This is a genomic window from Pseudomonas umsongensis (assembly GCF_002236105.1).
Taxonomy (GTDB): Bacteria; Pseudomonadota; Gammaproteobacteria; order Pseudomonadales; family Pseudomonadaceae; genus Aquipseudomonas; species Aquipseudomonas umsongensis.
Map to the genome: position 1 here is coordinate 83,313 of NZ_NIWU01000005.1, position 24,187 is coordinate 107,499.

Consider the following 24,187-nt stretch of genomic DNA (forward strand, 5'->3'; position numbering starts at 1 on the left):
AGGAGCGAGGCTTGCCCGCGAACCAGACGCAGCGGTGTAGCAGGGTACAACGCGGCGGCTGGTTCGCCGGCAAGTCGGATCGCCGCACCGCTGGCTCCTACAAAGCGAAGAACGATGACGCGGTGTGGCAGATGCCCCCCCGCGTCCGGCTCGCCTGTCAGCGAGCAGTGATCTTCCACGCGCGATGGATCTTGGCGTTACGGGCAAAATCCGGATCGATGGTCTGGGCGGTGATCTCTTCGATCGCGTAGCGCTCGCTGAGGTTAGGCTCGAGTTCGAACTTGCGGAAGTTGTTGGAGAAGTACAACACCCCACCCGGTGCCAGCCGCGCCATGGCCAGGTCGATCAGTTGCACCTGGTCACGTTGCACGTCGAAGATGCCTTCCATGCGCTTGGAGTTGGAGAAAGTCGGCGGATCGATGAAGATCAGGTCGTACTCTTCACGGCAGGCATCCAGCCAGACCATCACATCGCTCTGCTCCAGGCGGTTCTTGTCGGAGAAACCGTTCAGCGACAGGTTGCGACGCGCCCAGTCCAGGTAGGTTTTCGACAGGTCGACGCTGGTGGTGCTGCGCGCGCCGCCCTTGGCCGCGTGCACACTGGCAGTTGCGGTGTAGCAATACAGATTGAGGAAGCGCTTGCCGGCAGCCTCTTTCTGAATGCGCATGCGCATCGGCCGGTGGTCGAGGAACAGCCCGGTGTCGAGGTAATCGGTGAGGTTGACCAGCAGTTTCACGCCGCCTTCATTAACCTCGACAAACTTGCCCTGGGCCGCCTGGCGCTCGTATTGCTTGGTACCGCTCTGACGCTCGCGGCGCTTGACCACCACCTGGTTCTTGTCGATGTTCAGGGCCTGCGGGATCGCCGCCAGGGCGTCGAACATGCGCGCCGAGGCCTTTTGCGGATCAATGGATTTCGGTGCGGCGTATTCCTGGACGTGGACCCAATCGTGGTAGAGGTCGATGGCCATGGAGTATTCCGGCATGTCGGCATCGTAGACGCGATAGCAGTCGATGCCCTCACGCTTGACCCACTTGCCCAGCGCCTTGAGGTTTTTCTGCAGGCGGTTGGCAAACATCTGCCCGCCTTCACTCAGGCGCGGCTGCTCAATCACCGGTGCCGGGGCTGGCGCAGGTTTGATCGGGTTGCCGTTCTTGTTGTACTGGCGCTCTTGCGGCTCGCTCGGCGCCTGATCGTAGGCCGCCTGCTCACGCTCGGCCTGACGCTGCTCCGGGGTACGACGCTCACCGGTGACGAATTGATCCGGCAACACCTTGATCAGCAACAGCTTGCACGGCAGGGCGCCGTTCCAGAACGAATATTGCTTGTGGCTACGGATGCCCATGCGCTTGCCCAGGTCCGGCGCACCGGTGAATACCGCGGCTTCCCAGTTGAGGCAAGCCTGGCGCAGACGTTCGCCAAGGTTCTGGTAGAGGTAGAGCAGGCTCGCCTCGTCGCCCAGACGCTCGCCGTAAGGGGGGTTGCAGATCACCAGGCCTTTCTGGTTCTGGTCCGGACGCGGCTCGAAGGTCGCGACTTCGCCCTGGTAGATCTTGATCCACTCGCTCAGGCCGGCACGCTCGACGTTGTTGCGCCCCGGTTGAATCAGGCGCGGATCGGCTTCGTAACCGCGAATCCACAACGGTGGCTTGGCCAGGCCGGCAGCTGCACGCTCGGAAGCTTCTTCATGGAGTTTTTTCCACAGCGCCGGTACGTGACCGAGCCACGCAGTGAAACCCCATTGTTCGCGGCGCAGGTTCGGCGCGATGTCGGCAGCGATCATCGCCGCTTCGACCAGGAAGGTGCCGACACCGCACATCGGGTCAGCCAGGGCTCCGCCTTCAGCGGCGATGCGTGGCCAGCCGGAACGGATCAGGATCGCCGCCGCCAGGTTTTCCTTCAGCGGCGCCGCGCCTTGCTGCAGGCGATAGCCACGCTGGTGCAGGCTATGGCCGGACAGGTCGAGGGAGAGGATCGCTTCACCGCGGTCCAGACGCAGATGGATGCGCAGGTCCGGGTTGAGCTTGTCGATGGACGGACGGTCGCCCTGTGGGGTGCGCAGTTTGTCGACGATGGCGTCCTTGACCTTCAAGGCACCGAAGTGGGTGTTGTCGATACCCGAGCCGTGGCCGCTGAATTCGACGGCCAGCGTGCCGTCATTGAGCATGTGGTCTTGCCACTCGATGTCCAGCACACCGTGGTAGAGGTCTTCGGCGTCTTTCATCGGAAAACGCTTGAGCACCAGCAGGACCCGGTTGGCCAGGCGCGACCACAGGCACAGGCGATAAGCGGTTTCCATGGTGGCCATGCCACGCACGGCGGAAGTGTGCTCACGTGCTTCCTCAAGGCCAAGCCCGACGGCTTCCTCGATGAGCAGGCCTTCAAGGCCTTTAGGGCAAGTGAGGAAGAGTTCGAAACGATCGGACATGAGAATTCGGAGCCTTTGCTGAGTGGAGCGGCAACGCATTGCCGGCCCGGTTTTCAATCAGGCGCTTTTCTCGAAGAGCGCCCGCGTGGCACGAAGGTGTGCCGTTCCACCCTTGCTGCCCGGGTTAAATGAGCTTAGATGCAAGGACAGATAAAAAAGTTGATGCAATAAAATGACATAAGTTGACCCTTCGTCGAATAGTCCACCCCGCCAACGGGAGGCATTCTCAGCAAAGGATTAACCTGATCATCCAACGCAGGGCCGATCATACCGGGGTTTGGTCAAGAAATACGCCACAAACATCATGTTACTTAGTGCCATAGCACATTAACGGTTACGTCCTTATGACAAAACGATCATTCCCTCGATGTGACGCATTGGTTAGAACTCAATACAGGTTGGCGCCGCAATGACGCCAACACCTTGGCTCGTCACGCCGGCAACGAGCCCCAACGGCAGAGTTTTTCTGCCAGACCTCGATTGAGGTCTACGCGATGAATACAGTCAACAAGTGAGGGCAACACCCTATGAGAAGACTTAAGCGTGATCCGTTGGAAAGAGCATTTTTGCGCGGATATCAATATGGCGTTGGTGGCAAATCCCGTGAGCTTTGCCCATTTACTCTACCGTCGGTACGCCAAGCCTGGATTAACGGCTGGCGCGAAGGACGCGGCGACAACTGGGACGGTATGACCGGCACTGCGGGAATCCACAGACTCAACGAACTTCACGCCGTCGGCTAACACAGGGCACACACTCCGACATACAATCTGATATGTAGTGAATTAACCACGCACGTCCCATCCGGACGGCGGGCTACGGCCCAGGGGCTCCTTTGAAGGGGCCCTTTTTTATGCCTGTTTCATGGCCAACCCAATACCTGTAGGAGCGAGCATGCTCGCGATAAACCTGAGAGCGCCGCGGGGTGTCAGGTTTCCAGCGTTATCATTAACGGGGGCGGGTTACCTGAGGGCTGCGATCGCGTCTACCGACTCGCGGATGAGTGCCGGGCCTTTGTAGATAAAGCCCGAGTAGATCTGCACCAGGCTCGCACCCGCGCTGATTTTTTCCGCTGCGTGCCTGCCTTCGGTGATGCCGCCCGCCGCGATGATCGGCAAGCGACCGCCCAGCTCCGAGGCCAGCACCTTCACGGTGTGCGTGCTCTTGTCACGCACCGGCGCGCCGGACAGGCCGCCCGCCTCGTCCCCATGTTCCATGCCTTCGACACCCACGCGGCTCAAGGTGGTGTTGGTGGCGATGACCGCGTCCATCCCGGTTTCGATCAACGCCTGTGCGACCTGCGCGGTTTCTTCGTCGGTCATGTCCGGTGCGATCTTGATCGCCAGAGGAACGTGCCGGCCATGACGCAGCGCCAGTTCCGCCCGGCGCGCGGCGAGGTCTGCCAGCAGCTGCTTGAGCGAGTCACCAAATTGCAGGCTGCGCAGGCCCGGGGTGTTGGGCGAGCTGACGTTGACCGTCACGTAGCTGGCATGGGCATAGACCTTGTCCAGGCAGATCAGGTAGTCGTCGACCGCGCGCTCTACCGGGGTGTCGAAGTTCTTGCCGATATTGATGCCTAGCACACCCTTGTACTTGGCGGCCGCCACGCGGGCCAGCAAGTGATCGACACCGAGGTTGTTGAAGCCCATGCGGTTGATGATCGCCTCGGCCTCCGGCAAACGGAACAACCGGGGTTTGGGGTTGCCCGGTTGTGGGCGCGGGGTAATGGTGCCGATTTCGACAAAGCCAAAACCCAGTTGTGCAAAGCCGTCGATGGCCGCGCCATTCTTGTCCAGGCCAGCGGCCAGGCCTACCGGGTTCGGGAAGTCCAGGCCCATGACATTCACCGGCAGTTTTGCCGGGGCCTTGCACAGCAAACCGTTGAGCCCCAGGCGCCCGCCCGCACCGATCAGGTCCAGGGACAGATCGTGGGAGGTTTCCGGGGAAAGTTTGAACAACAGCTGACGGGCCAGGGTGTACATGGGCGGGTTTGACTCGATTGGCGGCGAATTGAGCCGGCGATTATAGCCGGGTGGAGGGGGACAGGCGAGGACCTGTGCTAGACCTGCCCCACTCCACATTCTTGACGACACCACGCAAAGCCTTTACGGCGCAGGATTCTCGCGCAATTGCTCTGGCGACCATTGATTGTCAGTACGCTGGGAACAACTCCAGATAAATGGAAAGTAGATGAGCATCAGCATAAGCATTACACAGACATTCACAACATGGCCTTGAGTCTCCTCACCCATATCAGTCAAAGCCAACTCGACGGCCGCCGCGGATACTGCAAGATTGAGGGCCTGAAATGCCGAAGTTCGGGACGCGTTGACATTCAACAGCGTATCAGTCAGTTGCTCCCGTGAGGGCAGACGTGCCCCGGCCCGTACTTGCAGCACACTTTGCTGCAGTGACTCCGGGTCGGACAACACTGAATCCAGTCCAGCCGAAGGAGACAGCAAGGGCCAGCTTCTGCACAGGATAAAGATGAAATCGTCAAAGACCGCGCCCAGGGCATTCATTGCAGCCTGGAAGAAATCCGCGCACAGGCTGTAGCCAAGGTCGGCCGCGTATCGACCCGGACCGCTCAGCGGCATCAAGGCTCCCAATTCAGCCAGCAAATATTGCAATGTTCCATAAGCTACCGTGGTTACCCCGGTAGCTCCGGCACTGGCTGCGCCTGCGTTGTCCTGCAAAGGGAAGAAGGCGTTGCTCAGATCTCGAGCCACCGTATATATATTGGTATTAATGATGCTCGAAAGTATGGTGTTCGAAGCACCGGTCACGTGCGCGGCAATCAGTGCGCCCATCGTAATGCTGGCCATGCAAACGCGCCCCAGTCGTGACTGAAGACTGGCCGTGCCCGCGCACTCGTCGCGGATGGCGCCCATCAGACTCATCGCGGGTCCAATCATCGTTATAGCAGCCACCTCCCATGCGCGAGATGCCTCGGGTGAATCACCCTCCCGGATAGCTTTTTCCACGTAATAACCGACGATCTGGCGCAATACCGTGGTCAGCGCGACGACCAGGCCTGTACGCGCCGTGATGTTCAATAAATTGCGGGCGGGCTCCCCGGCTTTCCCCAACAACTCCAGACCGGCTTCAAGCACCGTGCGCATTCGACTTTCGCGGGTTTGTTCGTTATCCGCTCGATTTAACTCGGTGGCCCGAGCAAAAAAGTCTTCATTGACCAACTCTTCAGGTAAGCCTCCATGGTCAATGAAGTCGCTCACCCGTCCCACTACAGTTCGGTCTGTCTCGCCTAATTGCCTATAGCTCTCCTCTACCTGAAACGCTACACGACGGTCCATGCTTTCCATGGCCACTGCGACTTGCCTGGGTGTTCCCAGCATAGCCAGATGAAAAGCCGACGATCCTTCAAGTCTTGATGAGCTCAACATCAAGTCCGAACTGCGACTGGCCGCAGTTGAGGGTTCAGTCAAAGGTCCAGGTAGCGTAATTACTCTTCCGAAATTTCCCGCGATAGGTAAAGCCATCGTCGTATCCTTTTTTAAACAACAAAAGTTCTCTCAGGATTGCTCCTTTCACCTCACCACTCACTCTTCTCCCAAGCTTCATCCTCCATCGGTTGAAACACCTCACGCATGAAGCCCTTGACGAAGACGTCCATGCTGAATGCAAGGCCGTTGGCGCCTTCGATTTCCTCATAAAGCAGCGACTCTTCCAGCCCGTCGTCCTTCAATCGAACCAGCACCTGCTGCGTAACTGCCATCAACGCATTGGCAGTGGGGTACGCTGGTGATTTGCCATCTGCGCCTCGAAGTGAACGGAGAAACGCATGGATGACCTTTTCTCCCTGCCCCTCCATGGCTGACAGCAACTCATACAGGCGCTCGAATTCGGGGTCCGGACGCTTGTTTTCAGGCATGTTCCGGTTGGCTGCACGTATATGCGACTCAAGGGACTCGACCGCTGCGCGCCCCCCGCTCTCAGTCGTGCGCAGACTCAAACCGCTTTCAATCTTCATGGGGGACCTCGGTAGGGGCAGTTTGCGTGGCATCGGCCGAGCGCTCGGCAAAGGTCGAATACAGATCCGTGAGCGCCTGCATGGAGGCCCGGTCCAGCGTGCGAACCGACTCCGGCAGGTTCGCCACGCGCGCGAGCAAGCGCGGTTCCAGACGTTGCCTCGTCGTTTCAAGATCGAATTCGAACAATTGATCCGCAAGCCGCGCCACATAACGCTCTTGCGGGTGATAGTCGAGGACCAGTTCGCCGGACCAGAGCCGGCTCAGGCGCTCGCGAAGTTCGTTGCCCTGGGGCCGACAATGCATCGGCAGCAGCACTTGCAACACTGCGCCCGAGCCGGCCGGTTGTGCCGTTAGCCAACGCTCGAACATTTCGTCCAGCCATTCGGGACGGTGCAACGCGTCTGCGAGCAAATCACGAGCGGACTGCGCAAGGTCGCTGCGCAATTGCTGCCCCAACGCCTGCGCTCCCAGCAAGCTGTCAGCCAGATGCTCGATGACGCGCAAGATGCCGTCGGCGTAGCCTTGCGAAAAGGCATGGGCGTGAACCGCTTCGGCGTCACGCCGAGCCTGCTCTACACAATCACGGGCCCAGCGCTGGGCCTGTTGCTGCAACGCTCGACGTCGACGCGCGGCGGCGATGTCTTCGCGGGATACAAGCGCATCGCTCGCCGCGGGAAGGTCAGTCAGGGTTCGGATAGAGTCGAGCATGCTGCACCGCCAAAAAGAAAAGCGCTGTATCGGGTTGCGTGACTGGCCATTGCCTGTGCAGGCGAACAACCGGCTCGGAAAATTGCAGGGGAAGGCGTTCGAGCAAAGCTGGCGGTACCTGCTCGCACCAACTCCATAACGCATTGAGGCCGGCGGCGTCGACCTGCTCCATCGAAACAGGCGAGTTCCCGATCGTCAGGGCGCATCGAACACCCAGGCTGTAACCGGCGAACCGACGCAGGGGCAATGGCAGGCGAAGCAACGTCGCGCCTCGCGCCAGATCGGGCATCAAGCGATGAGCGCCCATCAGCCTTGCGATATAAGGTAACTGTCGCCAATGGCGAACCCATTGCTGCGCCACCGCCGTCAGCGGCGGCGTCGCAGGTGATGCCCCCTGTTTTTCAAGCCCTTCGAGCAGTATTCGATTGAGCAGACTTCGTGCTTCAGGCCAGGTAAATTCCTCTGGCAAACGCAGGCGCTGCGGATGCAAGTAACTCAGGGGCTCGGCGAGAATCTGCGATAAAGACTCAACGTGCGACATTACGCTGTCCTGCGCTTGATTGGCGGTAAGCCCAGGCTGCGCCACTGGCCAACAGCAATCCGGTCAACGCGGACAACAACCACGTCCAGTGCGAATCCCCTTGCGTGGCGGCCACGGACGGCGCGATATGCTGGGTCGGCGAGCGCCTGGACAGTACCACCGAGATGTTCTCGTACTCGACCGACGCAAAACTGTTCTTGAGAAACCGCTTGATGTCGGTGATCAGCAATTGCGGGTCGACGTCGAGTTCATGGATCGCCACTGCCGAGAGGTGGACAGGCGGCGTCTTGCGCCCGCCTTCGCCGGCCTCCAGGTCGTAACTGACATGCACTCGCGCCGAAACCACGCCTTCGAGCACACCCAGCGACTGTTCGATTCGCTGCTCCAACGCCGAATAAAGCCGGGCTTTTTCAGCGCGGGGCGAGGCCACCAACGTGTCGGCAGGAAACATCTCTGCCACTTGCAGGCGCGGCCGCGAAGGCAAGGAATAGAGGTTGAGCAAATCAACCGCCGCGGAAAAATCGACCTGATTGATCTTCACCGCGTAACCAGTTTTGCCGGCATCGACTTTCACCGCCGCTATATTGTTGCGCAGCAGCACCGACAGCACTTCATTGGCCTGCTGCTGATCCAGCCCTTCAAGCAGATCGGGTTGGCGACACCCCGACAGCGCCAGGCACAACAGCATCAGCAAAATGCCTGGCTTCATGACGCACGCAACAGGGTTTCGGCAGTACCTACCGCTTTGCGGACCAGTACGTTGAGCAGGTTGATGTCCACGTTGTATTGCCCAGTCAATTCCTGCAACTGGGCCAATACTTCGGGACTGGTGATATTCGGGCTTTGCATCATCTGATTGATGGCTGAAACGTCCTGCTCGCTACTGACCGCGGAACCGGCAAATGCTTCGATCAATCGGGACTCAAGGGATACGATCGGGCCTTCGTGTGGGCCGCGCAGTTCCGTAAAGACTGCCCGGTCAATACCAGACAGAGAAATGTTTTGAATAGCCATGCGATGTACTCATGAAAATGGCCATCGTCACGTACCGATGGCCGGTCAAAAAAAGAAGAGTCAGCGAGCGGCCTGGATGATCGCCATGTCGATATCCTTGAAGCCCTTGATCGTGTTGGTCTGAGCGTTTCGAAACACCGTGTAGGACGAAAACGCGGCCTGATAAGCCGCCAGCAGACCCGGGTCCGATGCATCGTTCTTCAAGTCAAGCAGCGCTTTGTCCAGCGCAGTTTTGAGGGAGGCGGCGCCGTTTTCGAATGCCTCGGCCTGACGCCCGAGAAAGTCATCGGAAAAGTCGATGGGGATAGCAATGTCGGCCATGAATCACCTTTTAGCGTTGTGTAGGAAAATGCCATGATGACGAAGTCATCTTGATGTAGCCCTGCGGGCCGGTCTGGAACGACTTGCCCCCGAGCAAGTCGTCCTTGAGCTCGACGGTGAAGTGCACGTAGCGATCACCCCACTGCCGGTAAAAGCTGTCGATGTACCGGCGGGCGTTCGCCAGTTCGGAATCCTGCAAATTGCCTGCAACGGCAAACGTGACACTGTCCTCGTGCTCAATGCGGCTGTAGGCCAGCGACAGCCGCTGCAAACCCTCTTGCGCCAGATCGACGAGCTGCTTGTCCTCCTGCATTTGCACCGTTATGTCCTGGGCATAAGGCGCGGCCGAGAGCAGTACATCGAGCAGTTTTGCCTGCTTTAGAGGGGTGAGCAGATTGCGTTGTGCACTCAGCAACAGGCGCGGTACCGAAGGATCCTTCAGGTCTATGGAGTGCCAGGCCAGTTGCGGATCATGGTCGACCAGCAGTTGCTCGAGCCGACGACGCTCCTGATCCATCACCAGCACTTTGCCGCTCAGTGTGTTGTGGCGCACCAGCACTTGGCGACTCCAGCCGGCATCCCGTTCGGAAGTCACGAACACATAGATCGCATTGTCACGACCGCTCAACACCTTGGCCTCGTCACTGGCTCCAATGATCAACGCGCGAACATCGGTTTCAGGTGTGGGTCCAGGCATCGACCAGATGCCGACCACGGTGACCAGGGCAGCCAGCGCCAATCCGCTGGCGAGCCATCCAGACCAACGGGCACGCCACCACGCGACAGCCACGGCGTCAAAGGTAGCGTCAGGTTGCAGCCCGAGAAGTTCGGGTGCCCAGGGCTGGTCTTCAGGTCGCACGGCGATTTGCAGGCTGCCGATCTGCACCCTGGTCTGGAAAGCACAGTGGCGTATTTCCGTTGACTCATCGAGCACCCGCAGCGGCAGGCCTTGCGGCGTGACTTGACCGGCCAATACCTCAAAGTTGCATCCCCCCGACTCCAGGGGAACGAAGATGGCATCCGCTGGGACACTGGCAATCAGTCCCCCTTCTCCTAGTAGATCCACAGTCCCTACCACGAACAGGGTTGTGCCTGCGCCGAGGGGGAATTCGCAACCTTGCAGCGCGCCATTGAGTATCCGTAGAACGCAAGGTTGTGGGTCAGGTGCCGTCAGAACTGTCACCGTTCAAGCTCCAGGGCTATGAAATGAACGGGCATGGTAGAAAGGCTGGCTGCAGGCTTCATGATCGAATTCTGCTGATTGTGCCCTGCAGAGCATCAGAATCTGGCGCCAGCGCTCATGACACCCTCATTGTCGAGCCAGGGAAAACACCTGATAACGCTGCCAGACCTTGCGCGCATAGCGCAGGCGCTCAGCTTGCCGATGCGCAGAATTGCCGGCGTTATACGCACCCACTGCCGTCCAGTTGTAGCCATAACGCGCGATAAAATCGGCAAGCACCGACGCACCGACTTCAACTGACAGGCAAGGATCAGCCAGCAGGCGCTGCTCAGTGATGCCCTGGGTGCTCAAACGGGGTAAATGATGGCTGTTGATCTGCATTAACCCGATGTCTCGAGAACCGTCCTTGTTGTAGTTCATTGCGTTCGGATTCTGTCCCGACTCGACATCGGCAATCGCTCGAAGCAGTTCGGGTTCAATCGCATGTCGCGCCCCCGCCTGACTCCAGCACCAGGCTTGCGCCTGGCCCGCGCCAAGGCACACCAGCACCGTTAGCCACTTGATTCTGCGCGGTATCATGCCAAGCGCCGCTCGCTGACCAGCGTCGGTCGCTTGCGAACAGGATGTTCCTGGGTCAAGGCCTGATAGGGCACATGAGGCGATCGTTGCAAAGAACTCCAGAGCGGCTCAGCCACCGGACCACCTGACAGTCCGGACCAACGTGACGACGCAATGCCATCAAGGGATCGCAGTCTGGCCAGAGTCCGCCAGTTCGCATACAGGTCGCGGGCATTGAATGGATTGACGCCGAACAGCACATTCCAGGCGGCCAGTCCCTGTTCACCGATTGCGCTTTCGCAAAGCCCGGCTTGTTCGAGCTCGTCCCAGGCTGCCGCGTGCTGGTCAAAATAAGCCAATACCACGGCATAGAGAATCACCAGCAAAGAATTGCCCGACGCGCCTTGTTGCAGGGCTCGACGAGCCATCAGCAAGGCCGACTCGGGACTTGCGGCAAGCGCAATGCGCATACGCAAGACCTGCGTCCTTACGCAATCAGGATCATGCCGCAGAGCGTTGTCGATGCTTAGCGCGGCCTGCTCGTTGCGCCGCCAGAACCAGTGATGCCAGGCATGAAAGTAATGAACGTCAGCCTGATCGGCAGTCAGCAAACAGCGTCGGAAAAGCACCTGGGCCGCGTGCTCGCAGCCTCGCAGACTGGTGAGCAAAGCCTGGCGGGCCAATGCAGGGATGTTGCCTGGGTCCAATGCCAAGGCACTGGAAATCGCCGATTGTGCCTCATCGATTGCCCGGCCCTGATCACACAATCCGATCATTGCCTGCCCCAGCCATGCATCCGCCAAACCGTACCAGGACAGTGTGTGCCCGCCATCGAGCTTCAGGCACTGGCGAAACTGTACCAGCGCATCGCGCAGACTTTGCGGAGTGTGCTGCTGCACGCTGCACAAACCACGCAGGTACGCCACCGCGGCCGGGTAGGACGCGCACGCATCACCAACAATATGCAAGCCCGGAATACGCTGCGCAACCACACACGTCAGTGCCCCAAGCGACGCCCCGAGATCACTTGCATCCAGTGTCTGACCATGCAGCAGAGCGTGATCGCGGCCACGGATCAACTCGACCGACCATTGTTGCTGATCGGCCGAGCCGCTACAGCGCCCGCTCAAGCAGAAGTCCGCGGACAACTGCCCGACCAGCGACCGCACATCGACCGGTTGAGCATAGGCCGCCATCAATCCCGAGGGAATGACGCGCAACACCTCACCGAACGCCAAAGTCAACTGACGGATCATCAGATCCTGCAGATCCAGCGCTGCTGTCTCCCCCTGATTGCGAAACGGCAGAACAGCCAGCGAAGGCGCCACGGTACTCGCCTGACCCGTTGTGTCGAGTTCAACAACCGCACAGGTAAATCGATAACCATGGCCGTACACGGTCGTAATGAAATCCTTGTTTTCCCTGAGCAGCTTGCGCAATGCATAAATGCAGCGGGTCAACGATTCTTCGGCGGCATCCATTTCGGGCCATACGTGATCCAGCAAATAATCCTTGCTGACCACCGTCCCCGCTGACTTCAATAGCAGGCGCAGTACGTTTAACTCTTTGGGTGGGACGTGAACCCCCTCTCCATCTCGCATCAGCGTTCCATCGCTTTGCAATAGCCAGTGGTCAAAAACGAATGACTTGACCGGCGATAGATCAGTTGCAATGTCCATACTTTGAAATTTCTCTATAGAAAGTTGCTCAAGCGCAATCAAGCCTGTGAGTGATCAGGCTCAAGATGACAAGCGCTTGACTATAGGAAATTGAGCAGGAGGATTCCGTAGGACTATCACCTCCATGGCGTAGGAAATTACGACAATAACTGTAAGCTCTCTTTAAAAATCATGCCCCCCTCACCAAACGACAAATGTCACCAACCGTCCGCCACTCCTTCACAGCAGCAGCCGGTAGATCGACACCAAACGCCTCATTGACAGACATAACAATTTCTACAACACCCAGGGAATCAACACACAAATCTTCCACCAGTCGTGAGTCCGCCTTGATCGTCCGTCGATCAACCTGTAGATAACCCGACAGCATCTGTATAACCTGACGTTCAAGATCATCATTCATAAAACCCGGCATTATTACCTCCAACAAAAAATTCGGTGCGGCAGCTTCGCTTCAAAAATTCAACATAGCCTTCAACATATCTGCGTACTGATTCAGATGTGCAGACAAGGTCTTATTGAAGTTATCGTGATAGGAGTTGGCGTTTGAATATTTCTGGGTGAATGATTGCAGTGTGTTCTTCATGCGTTCTTCCTGGGCATTGAAGCCGGTTTGCCAGTACTGGAATTTCGCGTTATCCCAAGTAATCCAATAAACATTGGGCGGTAAACCGTTCATCATCGTCGTCAACGGTCCGAGGTCCATGACCACACTGAACGTACCGTTCCCGTTATTGCGAAGGCTGGTGGCAGGCAGGCCTAACGCCTTGAGCCATTTTTCCGCTTCCTCCCTGGAAGCGCCTGGAGGGGGAAACATGCCTGGAGCGGGAAACAATACTGCCGCAGCGTTTGGGGGTGAGTATTTTTTAATCAGCGCATTCAACGCATGCCTGATATTGCCCGCATTTAAATCGACCTCCTTACCTTCGTTCGCGCCTTTGATCCAGTCCTTTAACTTTGCGCTTACCTCTTCGTTGAAGTCTTTAAAGAATTCCGAGTAAGCCGCAATGATATGTTCATAGCCGGCCAGATAGCCGTTTTTGATCAGGTTGATCAACTCCAGCAGTTTGTCAAAGAAATCATTCGATGAACTGATGCTCTGTTCGAACGCTTCGGCTACTTCCGTCGGCGGCGAGAACCTTTCTTGCAGATCGAGCTGAATATGCTCCTGAGCAACGTCCAGGCATTGGCGCTGTTCCGGCGGCAGGGTTTCTTGGCAATGCGTCATCACCGCGCCACACTGGCGCAACTGCTGCGCCCACATTTGCCTGCGCTCGGCTTTGGCCTGAACCAGATCACCAAGCTCTGCAATGAGGGTTTGCTCCGCTGCGCCCGCTAACAGTTTCTCGACCATTCTTTCAGCGCCCGATTGGAGCTTGAGCATGGTTCCAAGGTTGCGACTCAATTCCTTTGCCGAACGATCCAGCAATTGCCCGACGGAAGAAGCGGATTGATTCTCGAAAGGAATTTCGGGTGGTAAAGGTGCGTCGGTAACAACGTTTAAATTGACCGACGATTTAACGGCTTGCAGTGTGTAATTGGAAATTATCATTGTATTTCCCTACTCAAGCCATTCTGCCAATGACTTCAATCCGCGATTGAAATAACTGCATCACTATGTCCATGAGTTTTTGCAAGAGCGCCGCATCGGCCGAGTCTTTTGCCCCGACTTCATCGCTCAAGCTCTTTTGTGTGCTTTGCACATTTTCTTGCAATACCTGTTCCTGCCGCGCCGCATGCTCGGCCATGCGAACTATGGTGGAGACAAGCTGACTCATGACCGTCGATATCGAGTTAAGCGCTCGACCGATTTCGAGTTTCCTTTCAATGCCTTTGCTGCTCATCTGGCTGAGCCAGTCCGACGATTGGCCAACCTTCTGTGCCTTGGAAATTTCCTCGTTGAACCATTGCTGCTCCTTGGGTGTAAGGGTCGAGCCCTCGGGTTTGAAATCCACTGGTTTCATCCGGCGGGAATCATCGAACACCGTTACCTTGTAGGTCGTTTCCGGGTTCCAGTCAGTGCGGTTGCGATCACGTGTAAGGTCACGTTCGATGTTGCCAGCGTCCAGGGCGTTGCGTTTATGCAGGCTGATATCAGTATGTTTTTGCGCAAGCCCTTGAAAGGTCTTGACCATGGCAAAGCCGGCGATTACACCGGAGACCACCGCTGCCGTGACGGCGCTGTAGATCGCCGCCCTGCCGGATTCCATGATGGCCTCGCCCTGGAGTTTGCTGGCCTCGGCCTGCATCACACTGAAATGCCCGCGCAGTGCTGCGTTGGCGACCCGCGCAATGTTGACCGCGATGATCGCGGCGATCAGCACGTTGGCGTGTTTTTCCCAGGCCCCCGGATCGAAGATCAGATCGTTACGCACTTCATCGCTGACCATCAACCGGGCCGCAGTGAAGTCTTGCCAGTCGGATTCGGTGGGTTGATAGGCATCGATCGCGTTCTCAAGCTCCTGCGCCGTAGGAAAAGCCGAGTTACTGCTCTGGAGTATTTGCTTTGCAACGCTCCCGTCTGACAGGGCCGGCTGTAAAAGCCTTTTTCCATTAAGTTCTTTGGAGAACTGTTCCTGAGCAACCAACTCGCTCAGGCCCGCATCGTTGACCGGATCGTGCGCCGGGACCGCTGGCATGCGCACAGGCGTTGCGTTTATTTGAGACATGACGAATTCCTTTTTATGAGCAGGTTCAGATGTACCGAGCCATTTGCAGGCTGACGGAATGGCTGCGTTGCAGATCGGAAAAAACATGTTCGATATGTCGGGTCCGGTCTTGCATGGCCTTGCCGTAGTCTTCGACCACTTGAGTGAGGTAAGAGGCAATTGATTCGCTGATCGCCATGCGCACCGTCACGTCCGTCAGGTGTTCTGCCGCTTGGGCCTGATGCATGCTGCTTTCAATGCCAAGTCCACTTTCCAGCACCACGCCGCCGAACTCGGTAAGGGTTCGAGCGATTTCGACATTGGTGGCGTAACGTGCCAGGGCTACAGGATCAGCACCGTTGGTGATGAAACTGCGCAATTGAGTCAGCATCTGGGTCACCGTGTTGGCAGCCGATGTGGTCATCTGCTTCATGGCCTCCACCGCCGCAGGTGCAGCCTGCGACACCACAGTTGCCAGTTTTGACGCGACCGCGCCGATCATCGGCCCAATCACCTGAACACCCAAGATGGCCGCCAATGCGATGACTGCAATGGTGGTGCCGATGCCCGCGATCATGCCGGCGATTTGCGCAATGTCCTTCGCCGTTTCGGGATCAACGCCCACCGCGACCAGCACCGTGGTGTAGAGATCGGTAAAGAAGCTGATGGCTTCCTGAATTCCCGTTATCAGCGGCTTCATCGCTTCCGCCATGAACGACACACCCGTAAATTCCTTGACCAGCTCGTCCGCGATCATGAGCCCAGCCCCGATCACCCCAAACGCTATGAGCATCACGTTGCCGGTCAGAGCACCGGCCGCAATGCTGGCGATGGCCACCAGCGCGCCAACGATTTTGCCGATACAGCCCATGGTCTTCTGCAACGCTTCGGCTTTTCGGACTTCTTCCAGGTACTTGTCCGACTCGAGCTGCATTTTTTCCTGCAGTTTGGCCTGCAATTCCAGAAACAACTCTTGACTGAGCTCTTCCTTGTTCTGCGCCGACTCGCCCAGCAGCTCGATGATCTTCAAGCGGTTCAACAGTGCCAGTGCACTGCTGCTCAGCGCCTTTTCATCCGATTGTTTAACCTGCGGTCCACCAACGCCTGCCTCCAGGACTTTTGCGGTCACGATCGCGAGGACCTTAACGGCGGCATTAGCGATTTCGATCAATTTGAGATGGGCACCGGTGGATTTTTCAAAAGCCTGGGTATGATTCGCCAGCTCGCCCTTGAGATGATTACGAAGAGCCAATTCGCTCGCATATTCGGGTGATTCAGGGTCCAGCTTCGTCAGACGCGCCTCGCTTTCGTCCAGCAAGCCCTGACACTGCTGGACTTTCTCGCGCAGCTTCTCCAGGTTTTGCTGACTACCGCCAACGGTCCCCTCAGCGGCCTCAAGTACCGCGACGGCCTCAGCATATTCAACCGCCAGTTTTTCATGACCCTGTTGCTTAGCCCCGGCCATGCTCTGCAACATCGCCAGGCGGTGTTTCAGCTTGTTGACGTCGACCTCGCCGATCAGCTCGCTGATCATCGCCATCAGCAGCGTGAACAGATCGCCTTCCGACTCTTTGCCGCTCGTGCGTGCCTGCGGCAGATGCAACTGTGGACGCCCCGTAGCTGCCGTGGATTTACCGTGCTCGTTGTCGTAGTTCACCGACATCAATCCGGCCAGCGCTTGCTGGCCAGCTTTCTGAAAATCCACCGTTCTGGCCGCCTGGCTGGCGGCTTTGCCGTAAATCTCAAAGGCTTCGTTACGGCTGAGCCCTCCGGCATAAGCCGGGTTGAATGTACTTCTGATTTCACTCATGTTCAGTCCTCCGAACAATGCTTTTCAATGTGAGCCAGGGTGTCGAGATACACCCGGGCCTGTTTGCGCAGTTCCTCTTCCGTGGCCTGCTCGAGTACGTACTCGAAACACAATCGGGCCTTGCCAATCTTGCCCAGGGCGAGCTGGCACTGACCGCTGTAGAACATCGGGCGGTAGTCGTTCTTGCCCTGGGCAAAGGCGATGGCGTACAGGTCGATCGCTTTCTGATGGTTTTGCTTGAGCTGGTGCACCGCCGCCAGTCCCAGCCAATACTGGCTATTGTGTAAGTCGTAGATGCACAGGAAGTGGAAGAACTTCTCGGCATCGTCCAGCCGTCCCTGCTCATAAAACTGGAAAGCAAAGGCATAGAGACCGTCCATGTGCTCATCGCTGATGCCCTGCACGTCCTTTAACGACGCACCCGCCAGCACGGCATCCACGATGTCCAGAGCGATTTGCTCGTCTTGTTGGTTGTTGCGACTCATCAGCCACACTCCTGGAAAAAACGTCAGCGCTGCTGACGATTGCATTGAGCCAAAGCGCTGGCAGGTACGCTGCCAAATTGCGCTCATGCCAACGATGGATAGATTAAGAAGGGGATCAGGCCTGCTCGACTTGCTCGAGCCAGATCAACAGGCGCAGGACTTCTTCGACTTCCTGCACCTGGAGGAAGCTATAGCGCTGGTGGGTCTTGAAGATCCGCCGGGCCAGTGCGATGTCATTGATCACGGGCACGCCAACCTCTTTGGCATACGCTCGAACGGCCAGGGCGCGCTGGTTGGTTTCCATCAGCGAGATGAACGGCAGCAGGGTGATTTCCGGGCGGAAATACACCCCGATGGCGATGTGGGTGGGGTTGGCGATGATCATCCGCGAGCTGCGCACGTCGGATTTGACCTGCTCGGACAGGAGTTCCCTGTGCAAATCGCGACGGCGGCCCTTGATCTCGGGATTACCATCCTGCTCCTTGTGCTCGCGCTTGACGGCGTCCTTGTCCATCATTTGATCTTTCATGAACAACCAGTATTCACTCAACGCATCCAGCACGACGATCAGCAGCACGCATCCCAGGAACGCCAACACCAGAACCAGCAACAAGTGCCCCCAGATCGCGAACAGCTCCGGGGCCTGGGCGAACAATTGGGCAAACAACAGTTGCCGCTGCGTGATCCAGACTATCCACAGCGCCATGGCAAAGCTGCCCAGGTACAGCAGCGCTTTGACCGTGTCCTTGACGGTGCGCAGGCTGAACAGTTTTTTGAAGCCATTGATCGGGTTCAGCGCACCGAGATTGAGCTTCAGGGCCTCGCTGGCCAGTGCAAAGCCGCTTTGCAACAACGCAGGTAGTGCACTGGTCAAGACGCACACCAGCAGCAACGGCAGCAATGCCTTGAGCCCGACCAGCACCAGCATCGCCGAGTACGCCTGCATATCCGTGTCGAAATCACTGGCAATGATGCGTCGATAGACTTCCATGACCTCCACCAGCGAACTGTTGAACACCATGTAGGTGATGCCGCAGAGAGTCAGGCAGGTGACCACCAGATCCTTGGCCTTGAACGTCTGGCCTTTGCGTGAGGCGTCGCGCAGACGCTTGGCGGTGGGCTTCTCAGTCTTCGAGGCGCTGGACGACATCGGCGACCTCCCCTTCACGGCCCAGATAGTGTTCCAGCCCTTGGGATTTGCCGCCCATGCGCAGGACTTCGTCCGGCAGGTGCACGCCGAAATACAACATCAACACCACCAGCGCCACCAGGCTCTTGACCGTCAGCGACACCGAGAACGCGTTCATTTGCGGCGCATACCGCGAGAGCAAACCGAGCAGCGCTTCGCTGACCAACAACGTGGCCACCACCGGGGCGCTGATTACCAGGGTCTTGCTCACCAGTGCATCCAACAGGCCAACAATCGCGGACAGGTGTATCTCGCAACCATTGGCCGGCGCGCAAATGCGGTAGCTGTGCCCAACGGTTTCAAGCATCAGCAACATGCCGCCACCTTCGAGATAGACCGCTGCGGCGAACAACTGGAGAAAATTTGCCAACTCCGACGTATCGACGCCATTGGCCGGGTCCACGGTGCTGCTGAGCATTGCCCCGCGCTGGTTGTCGATCAGGTTGCCCATGGCGTGCAACACCCAGAACGGCCAGCACAGCAGGCATCCAAGCAGCACGCCAATGCCGGCCTCACGCAACACCAGGCCGAAGAATGCCAAGCCGTCGAGCGCCGGCAACGGCACACCCACATAGGCCCAGAACCCCGTCGCCACCAGCACAATGACTGCCTGGCGTGGCGCCCCCGTGAGCACACCGCTGTTGAGAAAGGGCAACATGAAAAAAATCGGCGCCAAGCGAGCCACCCCCAGGATGGCGGCGGCGAACCAGGCGTACAGGTCAAAAAACAACGTGACCGACATCGCGCTAACCCAACGCCAGGCGGATGACTTCACGGCTGAAATCGAGCAGGGTTTCGCCGTACCAGCCCGACAACAGGAACAGGCATGCGGCAACAGCCAACAGCTTGAAACCGAACGGCAGGGTCTGCTCCTGAAGTTGCGTCACCGTTTGAATCAAACCCACCACCAGGCCGACCACCGTGGCGACAATGATCGGCCACGCCACCATCAACAGAATCAGGTACAGGGTTTTATTGCCGGCATAGACCAGATCGTTCATGAGCCGCTCCTACGCCAGCAAGGTCAGGTATTGCTTGACCAGCCCGGTCGACAGCAACGCCCAGCCATCCAGTGCCACAAACAGCACCAGTTTGATCGGCACCGAAATGATCACCGGGCTCATCATCATCATGCCCAGTGCCAGCAGAATGCTGGAGATCACCAGATCGACGATCACGAACGGCAGGTACAAATAAAAGCCGATCTTGAAGGCGCTTTTGATTTCACTCAATGCGTAGGCCGGCAGCAGGGAAAACAGCGACGGCGTGAGCTCTTCATCGGCGGGCAGACCGAGGTCGGACTCACTCTGCACCGCTTGCGCCCGCTCAAAGAACAGCGCCAGTTCCGGGTCGGTGTATTTGCGCAAGTATTCCTTGTATCCCCCCAACCCGTTCTCGGCAAAATTCACCACCGACTCGATGTCGGTAAAAGCCACCTGTTCTTCCTTGTAATAGCCATAGCCTTGCTTCATCACCGGCGTCATCACGAAAATCGCCAGCATCAGGGCAATCGCATTGAGGGTCATGTTCGAGGGCACTTGCTGCAAGCCCAAGGCGTTGCGCACGATGACAAAGACGATGGAAAACTTGATGTAGCAGGTGCCGGCCGCCACCAGGAACGGCAGCAGTGAAGCGAACGCCAGCAGCGCAATCAACGAGACGTCATTCATCGCGGCATTGCGTCCATTGAGTCGTTGCGATAGACCTCGAGCAACTCCACAGCCAACTGCTCTTCCAGTTGCACCAGTTCGCCACGGGCCACCGGCTTGCCATTGGCTCGCACTTCGATGTGCCGCGTCGCATCGTCCGCCAGCGGGATCAGTTGTCCCCCGATAAACTGCGACAGCGTGGCCAGGTCGATTTCCTGGGTCGCGAGCACGAACTGCAGACGCACCGACATAGCGCCGAGGTCAACATCGGGCTCCGGTGCGGATTCTGCGGAGCCTTGGGCGTCGGGCTCGGTCAATTGCATGTGTATCCCCTGTTCAGTAAAAGTGAAAACGCCGAGGCATAGATGCCCCAGGTAGCATCGTTGCGAACGCTGAATAATTCGCAGGACATCGCCCGCCTTCAGCCGTATCCCATGTCTGAGGTGACTCGACCCCAGCATCAGCTCCAGGCACAGCGGCAAATCGCTCAGCCATGAGTCGGTGTACAGGGGCGCGCTGGCGGCCCGTGCCGATGGCAATCGGGTCAACCACAAGCGCCCACGAGGCGTGTCGAGCCAAGGCAGCTCTTGCGGTGGCAATTGCCCGGGAAGCACCACATCGACGTCGGATAATTGCTGGTAGTGCAAGTCGTCTACCTCCAGCAGCAAGGGTTGCGGCACCGCGCGGAACAGTTCGGCGATGCTCATCAGCGAGCACTCGACTGTCAGTAACGACCGCAAACCCGGGAGTGATTGATGCAACCAGTCGCGGGCGTCGATCAAACCCCGCCATTCCCCGCCCTCACCTGATGCGCGAAAACACAGGTAGCCCGATTGCCCTGGCGGATGGCCTGAACCGGCGACGACATTCGCGCTCCGCCAGCGTCGTATCGCTTGCGCGCCAGCACGTGCCTGGGCGTTGATCCGGCGCAACTTCAGTGCGCTCATGCGCCCTGCCCGGCGTCTTCGGCCTGCTCGTCGTCCGGCGGCTGCCGCGAGCCCTGGCGCTGCTGTTCGTCTTCGCTATTGGTCAGGCGCCACGTGGGTTCGCGGACCTGCTCCAGCGACACTTTGAGTTGTTCGTAAACCAGGGCATTGCTCGGGCTGAGTTGCAGGTTGCGGGCAGGCTCATCGGCCACGCGGCTGATCGTCACTTGCCCGCTGACGGCTCCTTTATTGAACGGAACCTGAAACAAGCCCCGGTCGGCAACCGACAAGGTTTCGATGATCGGATCGATGGCAGGAGGTACTGGCGGCATCACGGGCGCCGAGGCCGCAGGTGTGGCAGCTATGTGCACATGGCGTACGGTGGGGAGGCTCGATAAGGCTTCGGGCCTTTGCCCTTCGAACTCAGGTATCGGGGATGCACCTGGACGGGCGGCGACTTCGACCGACAGCGGTTCGACGATGTTTGATGCCGGTTGGATCGGCCCTGATTCAACAATGATGGGAGTCGCCAGGTTTATCGGTGCCGACGCGACAGCCCTGGCGACAACAGGCGCAACGTCAACCAAAGGTGACAACAACCGGGGCTGCACAGGTTTACTCAAAAGCGACTGCGCTGGGGGATGAGACGACGGTGTGAGCGGCCGTACTTCGTCGACTTCAGCAGCCAGCTTTTCCGGGAGCGTGACCATCGCCTGCAAAGTGCTTGCACGACCAGCGTCCATCTGAGGCCGATGACGCAGGATCAACGGCACCATCAGCGCCAGGACACCTTGGGGCAGTTCATCCTCCTGCACCGATACCAGCCTGTCGTGCAACTCATCCATCGGCCGTTCGATGACGGGTTCCAGGGGTTGAACCGGCAAGGGTGAAATTACAGATACAGTGCTCATCGCGAAACTCCGTTCATCTCTTCGACTTCTCTTTCATCCCGGCGCACCTGTTCCAGCCGTTGCCTGCGTAACAGAAGCTGAACAGCCCCTTCGTATTTGTCGTGCTTGCGCTGTGCTAACCGCAGTTGCTCGCGCTGCTCCTGCAACGCTTGCTCAATCTCCCGGCACTGCTGATCGACCCGGTCACGCTCAAAGCGCATCAGATCGATCTGCCGCCGGATGACCGCCTGCCTTCGCAACAGCGCCAACAGTTGCCCGTGATCAAGCACACAGTCATTGGCGCGATGGCTGGCCAACAAACTGTGTAGCTCCGCTTTTTGTGCGTCGAAAGCGGCCCGCTCCTGCACCAGCGGCTGCAGTTGCTGCCGGGTACGCGTTATCAGCAGTTCAGCGCGTTGCCGACGGAACTGGCCGAGTGCCAACAGGCGAAGACGATCGGCTAATGGATTCATGCCATCAGCCCCTGTAATTGGCCCAGGGCTTCGTCCGGCTCACAGCATTCACCCGTGGGCTGGCGCAACCACTGGTCGAGGGCTGCGCGGCGCTGCAGCGCCTGGTCGTTGCCGGCGTCCGCGCCTGGGCTGTACTCACCCATGTCGAGAAAAACCTGCAGCTGCTCAATCCGCGTCAGCGTATCCCGGGTCGCCGCCGCCAGTTGCTGCACCTGGGGCGGGGTGACTTGCGTCGCCACGCGACTGACGCTGCGCAACACATCGATTGCCGGGTAGTGCCCCTTGGCCGCCAATGCTCGGCTGAGGTAGATGTGTCCGTCGAGAATCGAACGAATCTCCTCGGCGATCGGGTCCGGCTCGTCGTCGCTTTCCAACAACACCGTGTACCAGGCAGTAATGCTGCCGGAAGCGGTCACACCCGGTCTTTCCAGCAGGCGCGGCAAGGCATCGAACACTGAGGCCGGATAGCCCCGTCGCGCCGGCGCTTCACCGGCCGCCAGGGCCAGGTCGCGACGCGCCCGGGCGTAGCGTGTCAATGAATCCAGCAGCAACACCACGCGTTGCCCCTGGTCGCGAAAATACTCGGCGATGGCGGTTGCCTGCAGGGCCGAATTGCAGCGGTCCACCGAGGAAAAATCCGACGTGGCATACACCACCACGCAGCGCGCGCGTTTTTCCGACTGGCGCAGGTGCTCGATGAATTCGGTTACTTCGCGGCCGCGCTCGCCGATCAGACCGATGACAAACACATCAGCGTCGGTGTGGTTGATCAGCATATTGATCAAGGTGGTTTTGCCGGAGCCGGCGGCGGCGAAAATGCCGATGCGTTGGCCGACACCGCAGGTCAGCAAGCCGTCAATGACCCGAATACCGGTGCGCAACGGGGTGTCTACCGGGCGCCGCTGCTGGTACGACGGCGGATCGGCATCCACCGGGTAGTCCTGTTGCGCCAGCGCCGTAGACGGTACCAGACGCTCGACGATAGTGCCCTGAGGGTCGACTACGCTGCCGAGCAAGGCATCACTGCACGACAGTTGCAGGGTCGAGCCCGTAGGCACGATCATCGATTCCCTGGACAAACCTTTCGCATCACCCAGCAAGGTGAGCAGAACAGCGTCGGGTTTGAAGCCGATGACCTGCGCCCGTGCAACGACCTGAGGCAGGCGCCAATGCCGCCGTACTTCGCAGACCTCGCCAACTACCACATCGCCCAAGGCGGCTTCGATCAAGGGTCCGCTCAAGCGCAAAGGATGGGCCGCATGCCTTTCCAACCGCATGTTCATCGACGTAAAAGTTCGCACAGCGTTTCGATTGCCTGCACGAAAGCATCCAGGGCTTGCGCGAAGTGCTCAGCGTCGCCGAGGGCATGGGCATTCGCCATCAAACGCAGTTCGAGCCGTTCCTGAACCACGCAAAGGTGCAATTGCCCGGTGCGGGAAAAAGCATTGCCCTCAAGTAAGAACTGCATCAAATCGAAGGCACAACGGCTCATTGCACCCGGGCTCGCTTCTGCAACCGTCGTCCAGATCCAGGCATCGCCATCGACCAACGCCACGTTGATATCGGGCAGATTCTTCATCTGCATTTCAATGGTGCTGTGACTATCAAAATGTCCTATCTGACTGTCCTTGCAGCCACTAAAACGTAGCGCTTCGCGTAACAGGTCGGCTATATCCATTGACATCATTGCGGG

Annotated in this window: 27 protein-coding genes; 1 reads left to right on the forward strand and 26 read right to left on the reverse strand. The window is 58.4% G+C overall.

The features are described from left to right. Positions 1 to 157: 157 nt before the first annotated feature. Complete coding sequence (gene rlmKL / locus PSUM_RS22555; protein WP_020795912.1) at positions 158 to 2,428, reverse strand: bifunctional 23S rRNA (guanine(2069)-N(7))-methyltransferase RlmK/23S rRNA (guanine(2445)-N(2))-methyltransferase RlmL; 2,271 nt, start codon at positions 2,426 to 2,428, stop codon at positions 158 to 160. 527 nt (positions 2,429 to 2,955) lie between these two features. On the opposite strand from rlmKL, the gene rmf reads away from it, so the two are divergent. Next, positions 2,956 to 3,171 (forward strand): ribosome modulation factor, encoded by a 216-nt coding sequence (gene rmf, locus PSUM_RS22560; protein ID WP_003223300.1) that lies wholly within the window; start codon positions 2,956 to 2,958, stop codon positions 3,169 to 3,171. Positions 3,172 to 3,390: 219 nt separating this feature from the next. Here the strand turns inward: rmf and PSUM_RS22565 are convergent, their stop codons facing one another. The 25 genes from PSUM_RS22565 to PSUM_RS22685 form a co-directional block, all read right to left on the reverse strand. Continuing rightward, a complete protein-coding gene (locus PSUM_RS22565; protein WP_033040162.1) occupies positions 3,391 to 4,410 on the reverse strand; it encodes a quinone-dependent dihydroorotate dehydrogenase in 1,020 nt (339 codons plus the stop codon). 123 nt (positions 4,411 to 4,533) lie between these two features. Then, on the reverse strand, positions 4,534 to 5,928 hold the full coding sequence (locus tag PSUM_RS22570; protein ID WP_083349574.1) for a hypothetical protein: 1,395 nt from the start codon (positions 5,926 to 5,928) through the stop codon (positions 4,534 to 4,536). 53 nt (positions 5,929 to 5,981) lie between these two features. Beyond that, a complete protein-coding gene (locus tag PSUM_RS22575) occupies positions 5,982 to 6,419 on the reverse strand; it encodes a hypothetical protein (protein WP_083349575.1) in 438 nt (145 codons plus the stop codon). Beyond that, positions 6,409 to 7,128: an oxygen-regulated invasion protein OrgB gene (locus PSUM_RS22580; RefSeq protein WP_083349576.1), complete on the reverse strand. Its 720-nt coding sequence runs from the start codon at positions 7,126 to 7,128 to the stop codon at positions 6,409 to 6,411. The genes PSUM_RS22575 and PSUM_RS22580 overlap by 11 nt, the downstream gene beginning before the upstream one ends. Then, positions 7,100 to 7,618, reverse strand: a complete 519-nt coding sequence (locus tag PSUM_RS22585; RefSeq protein WP_231989886.1) for a secretion system protein — start codon at positions 7,616 to 7,618, stop codon at positions 7,100 to 7,102. The genes PSUM_RS22580 and PSUM_RS22585 overlap by 29 nt, the downstream gene beginning before the upstream one ends. Positions 7,619 to 7,655: 37 nt before the next feature. Continuing rightward, positions 7,656 to 8,378 carry an EscJ/YscJ/HrcJ family type III secretion inner membrane ring protein gene (locus PSUM_RS22590; protein WP_020795904.1) on the reverse strand — a complete coding sequence of 241 codons (723 nt, stop codon included), beginning with the start codon at positions 8,376 to 8,378 and terminating at the stop codon, positions 7,656 to 7,658. Then, positions 8,375 to 8,683, reverse strand: a complete 309-nt coding sequence (sctI, locus tag PSUM_RS22595; RefSeq protein ID WP_020795903.1) for a type III secretion system inner rod subunit SctI — start codon at positions 8,681 to 8,683, stop codon at positions 8,375 to 8,377. Before sctI ends, PSUM_RS22590 begins: the two co-directional genes overlap by 4 nt. A 60-nt stretch (positions 8,684 to 8,743) precedes the next feature. Beyond that, entirely contained in the window at positions 8,744 to 9,004 is a 261-nt protein-coding gene (gene sctF, locus PSUM_RS22600; protein ID WP_020795902.1) for a type III secretion system needle filament subunit SctF, read from the reverse strand. 10 nt (positions 9,005 to 9,014) lie between these two features. Further along, positions 9,015 to 10,187, reverse strand: a complete 1,173-nt coding sequence (locus PSUM_RS22605) for a PrgH/EprH family type III secretion apparatus protein (protein WP_083349578.1) — start codon at positions 10,185 to 10,187, stop codon at positions 9,015 to 9,017. Positions 10,188 to 10,313: 126 nt separating this feature from the next. Next, positions 10,314 to 10,766: a transglycosylase SLT domain-containing protein gene (locus tag PSUM_RS22610; RefSeq protein WP_033040152.1), complete on the reverse strand. Its 453-nt coding sequence runs from the start codon at positions 10,764 to 10,766 to the stop codon at positions 10,314 to 10,316. After that, entirely contained in the window at positions 10,763 to 12,466 is a 1,704-nt protein-coding gene (locus PSUM_RS22615; protein WP_231989887.1) for a winged helix-turn-helix domain-containing protein, read from the reverse strand. The genes PSUM_RS22610 and PSUM_RS22615 overlap by 4 nt, the downstream gene beginning before the upstream one ends. 127 nt (positions 12,467 to 12,593) lie before the next feature. Further along, positions 12,594 to 12,839, reverse strand: a complete 246-nt coding sequence (locus PSUM_RS22620; RefSeq protein ID WP_093935803.1) for an acyl carrier protein — start codon at positions 12,837 to 12,839, stop codon at positions 12,594 to 12,596. 39 nt (positions 12,840 to 12,878) lie between these two features. Next, on the reverse strand, positions 12,879 to 13,976 hold the full coding sequence (locus PSUM_RS22625) for an IpaD/SipD/SspD family type III secretion system needle tip protein (protein WP_020795898.1): 1,098 nt from the start codon (positions 13,974 to 13,976) through the stop codon (positions 12,879 to 12,881). Between the two features lie 13 nt (positions 13,977 to 13,989). Then, positions 13,990 to 15,093, reverse strand: a complete 1,104-nt coding sequence (locus PSUM_RS22630) for an IpaC/SipC family type III secretion system effector (protein WP_020795897.1) — start codon at positions 15,091 to 15,093, stop codon at positions 13,990 to 13,992. A gap of 25 nt (positions 15,094 to 15,118) precedes the next feature. Further along, positions 15,119 to 16,882 carry a type III secretion system translocon subunit SseC family protein gene (gene sctE, locus PSUM_RS22635; RefSeq protein ID WP_083349580.1) on the reverse strand — a complete coding sequence of 588 codons (1,764 nt, stop codon included), beginning with the start codon at positions 16,880 to 16,882 and terminating at the stop codon, positions 15,119 to 15,121. A 2-nt stretch (positions 16,883 to 16,884) separates the two neighbouring features. After that, the gene (sicA, locus tag PSUM_RS22640; RefSeq protein ID WP_033045155.1) at positions 16,885 to 17,367 is read right to left on the reverse strand and encodes a type III secretion system translocator chaperone SicA; all 483 of its coding nucleotides are present in this window, start codon (positions 17,365 to 17,367) and stop codon (positions 16,885 to 16,887) included. A gap of 115 nt (positions 17,368 to 17,482) precedes the next feature. Next, a complete protein-coding gene (locus PSUM_RS22645; RefSeq protein WP_020795894.1) occupies positions 17,483 to 18,517 on the reverse strand; it encodes an EscU/YscU/HrcU family type III secretion system export apparatus switch protein in 1,035 nt (344 codons plus the stop codon). Next, on the reverse strand, positions 18,492 to 19,298 hold the full coding sequence (gene sctT, locus PSUM_RS22650; RefSeq protein ID WP_020795893.1) for a type III secretion system export apparatus subunit SctT: 807 nt from the start codon (positions 19,296 to 19,298) through the stop codon (positions 18,492 to 18,494). The genes PSUM_RS22645 and sctT overlap by 26 nt, the downstream gene beginning before the upstream one ends. A gap of 4 nt (positions 19,299 to 19,302) precedes the next feature. After that, positions 19,303 to 19,557, reverse strand: a complete 255-nt coding sequence (locus PSUM_RS22655) for an EscS/YscS/HrcS family type III secretion system export apparatus protein (RefSeq protein ID WP_020795892.1) — start codon at positions 19,555 to 19,557, stop codon at positions 19,303 to 19,305. A gap of 9 nt (positions 19,558 to 19,566) precedes the next feature. Further along, entirely contained in the window at positions 19,567 to 20,226 is a 660-nt protein-coding gene (locus PSUM_RS22660) for an EscR/YscR/HrcR family type III secretion system export apparatus protein (protein ID WP_020795891.1), read from the reverse strand. Then, on the reverse strand, positions 20,223 to 21,152 hold the full coding sequence (locus tag PSUM_RS22665; protein WP_083349581.1) for a FliM/FliN family flagellar motor switch protein: 930 nt from the start codon (positions 21,150 to 21,152) through the stop codon (positions 20,223 to 20,225). Before PSUM_RS22665 ends, PSUM_RS22660 begins: the two co-directional genes overlap by 4 nt. Next, on the reverse strand, positions 21,149 to 22,042 hold the full coding sequence (locus PSUM_RS22670) for a SpaN/EivJ family type III secretion system needle length determinant (RefSeq protein WP_083349582.1): 894 nt from the start codon (positions 22,040 to 22,042) through the stop codon (positions 21,149 to 21,151). The genes PSUM_RS22665 and PSUM_RS22670 overlap by 4 nt, the downstream gene beginning before the upstream one ends. Continuing rightward, positions 22,039 to 22,494, reverse strand: a complete 456-nt coding sequence (locus PSUM_RS22675) for a type III secretion protein (protein ID WP_033045162.1) — start codon at positions 22,492 to 22,494, stop codon at positions 22,039 to 22,041. The genes PSUM_RS22670 and PSUM_RS22675 overlap by 4 nt, the downstream gene beginning before the upstream one ends. Then, positions 22,491 to 23,777 (reverse strand): type III secretion system ATPase SctN, encoded by a 1,287-nt coding sequence (gene sctN / locus PSUM_RS22680; protein ID WP_033045163.1) that lies wholly within the window; start codon positions 23,775 to 23,777, stop codon positions 22,491 to 22,493. The genes PSUM_RS22675 and sctN overlap by 4 nt, the downstream gene beginning before the upstream one ends. After that, complete coding sequence (locus tag PSUM_RS22685; RefSeq protein WP_033045164.1) at positions 23,774 to 24,181, reverse strand: InvB/SpaK family type III secretion system chaperone; 408 nt, start codon at positions 24,179 to 24,181, stop codon at positions 23,774 to 23,776. Before PSUM_RS22685 ends, sctN begins: the two co-directional genes overlap by 4 nt. Positions 24,182 to 24,187 lie beyond the last annotated feature (6 nt).

Bases quoted from the DNA above. Each gene is read 5' to 3' on its own strand.
- rlmKL (WP_020795912.1), bottom strand. From the start codon at position 2,428: ATGTCCGATCGTTTCGAACTCTTCCTCACTTGCCCTAAAGGCCTTGAA.
- rmf (WP_003223300.1), top strand. From the start codon at position 2,956: ATGAGAAGACTTAAGCGTGATCCGTTGGAAAGAGCATTTTTGCGCGGA.
- PSUM_RS22565 (WP_033040162.1), bottom strand. From the start codon at position 4,410: ATGTACACCCTGGCCCGTCAGCTGTTGTTCAAACTTTCCCCGGAAACC.
- PSUM_RS22570 (WP_083349574.1), bottom strand. From the start codon at position 5,928: ATGGCTTTACCTATCGCGGGAAATTTCGGAAGAGTAATTACGCTACCT.
- PSUM_RS22575 (WP_083349575.1), bottom strand. From the start codon at position 6,419: ATGAAGATTGAAAGCGGTTTGAGTCTGCGCACGACTGAGAGCGGGGGG.
- PSUM_RS22580 (WP_083349576.1), bottom strand. From the start codon at position 7,128: ATGCTCGACTCTATCCGAACCCTGACTGACCTTCCCGCGGCGAGCGAT.
- PSUM_RS22590 (WP_020795904.1), bottom strand. From the start codon at position 8,378: ATGAAGCCAGGCATTTTGCTGATGCTGTTGTGCCTGGCGCTGTCGGGG.
- sctI (WP_020795903.1), bottom strand. From the start codon at position 8,683: ATGGCTATTCAAAACATTTCTCTGTCTGGTATTGACCGGGCAGTCTTT.
- sctF (WP_020795902.1), bottom strand. From the start codon at position 9,004: ATGGCCGACATTGCTATCCCCATCGACTTTTCCGATGACTTTCTCGGG.
- PSUM_RS22610 (WP_033040152.1), bottom strand. From the start codon at position 10,766: ATGATACCGCGCAGAATCAAGTGGCTAACGGTGCTGGTGTGCCTTGGC.
- PSUM_RS22620 (WP_093935803.1), bottom strand. From the start codon at position 12,839: ATGCCGGGTTTTATGAATGATGATCTTGAACGTCAGGTTATACAGATG.
- PSUM_RS22625 (WP_020795898.1), bottom strand. From the start codon at position 13,976: ATGATAATTTCCAATTACACACTGCAAGCCGTTAAATCGTCGGTCAAT.
- PSUM_RS22630 (WP_020795897.1), bottom strand. From the start codon at position 15,093: ATGTCTCAAATAAACGCAACGCCTGTGCGCATGCCAGCGGTCCCGGCG.
- sctE (WP_083349580.1), bottom strand. From the start codon at position 16,882: ATGAGTGAAATCAGAAGTACATTCAACCCGGCTTATGCCGGAGGGCTC.
- sicA (WP_033045155.1), bottom strand. From the start codon at position 17,367: ATGAGTCGCAACAACCAACAAGACGAGCAAATCGCTCTGGACATCGTG.
- PSUM_RS22645 (WP_020795894.1), bottom strand. From the start codon at position 18,517: ATGTCGTCCAGCGCCTCGAAGACTGAGAAGCCCACCGCCAAGCGTCTG.
- sctT (WP_020795893.1), bottom strand. From the start codon at position 19,298: ATGTCGGTCACGTTGTTTTTTGACCTGTACGCCTGGTTCGCCGCCGCC.
- PSUM_RS22655 (WP_020795892.1), bottom strand. From the start codon at position 19,557: ATGAACGATCTGGTCTATGCCGGCAATAAAACCCTGTACCTGATTCTG.
- PSUM_RS22660 (WP_020795891.1), bottom strand. From the start codon at position 20,226: ATGAATGACGTCTCGTTGATTGCGCTGCTGGCGTTCGCTTCACTGCTG.
- PSUM_RS22665 (WP_083349581.1), bottom strand. From the start codon at position 21,152: ATGAGCGCACTGAAGTTGCGCCGGATCAACGCCCAGGCACGTGCTGGC.
- PSUM_RS22670 (WP_083349582.1), bottom strand. From the start codon at position 22,042: ATGAGCACTGTATCTGTAATTTCACCCTTGCCGGTTCAACCCCTGGAA.
- PSUM_RS22675 (WP_033045162.1), bottom strand. From the start codon at position 22,494: ATGAATCCATTAGCCGATCGTCTTCGCCTGTTGGCACTCGGCCAGTTC.
- sctN (WP_033045163.1), bottom strand. From the start codon at position 23,777: ATGAACATGCGGTTGGAAAGGCATGCGGCCCATCCTTTGCGCTTGAGC.
- PSUM_RS22685 (WP_033045164.1), bottom strand. From the start codon at position 24,181: ATGATGTCAATGGATATAGCCGACCTGTTACGCGAAGCGCTACGTTTT.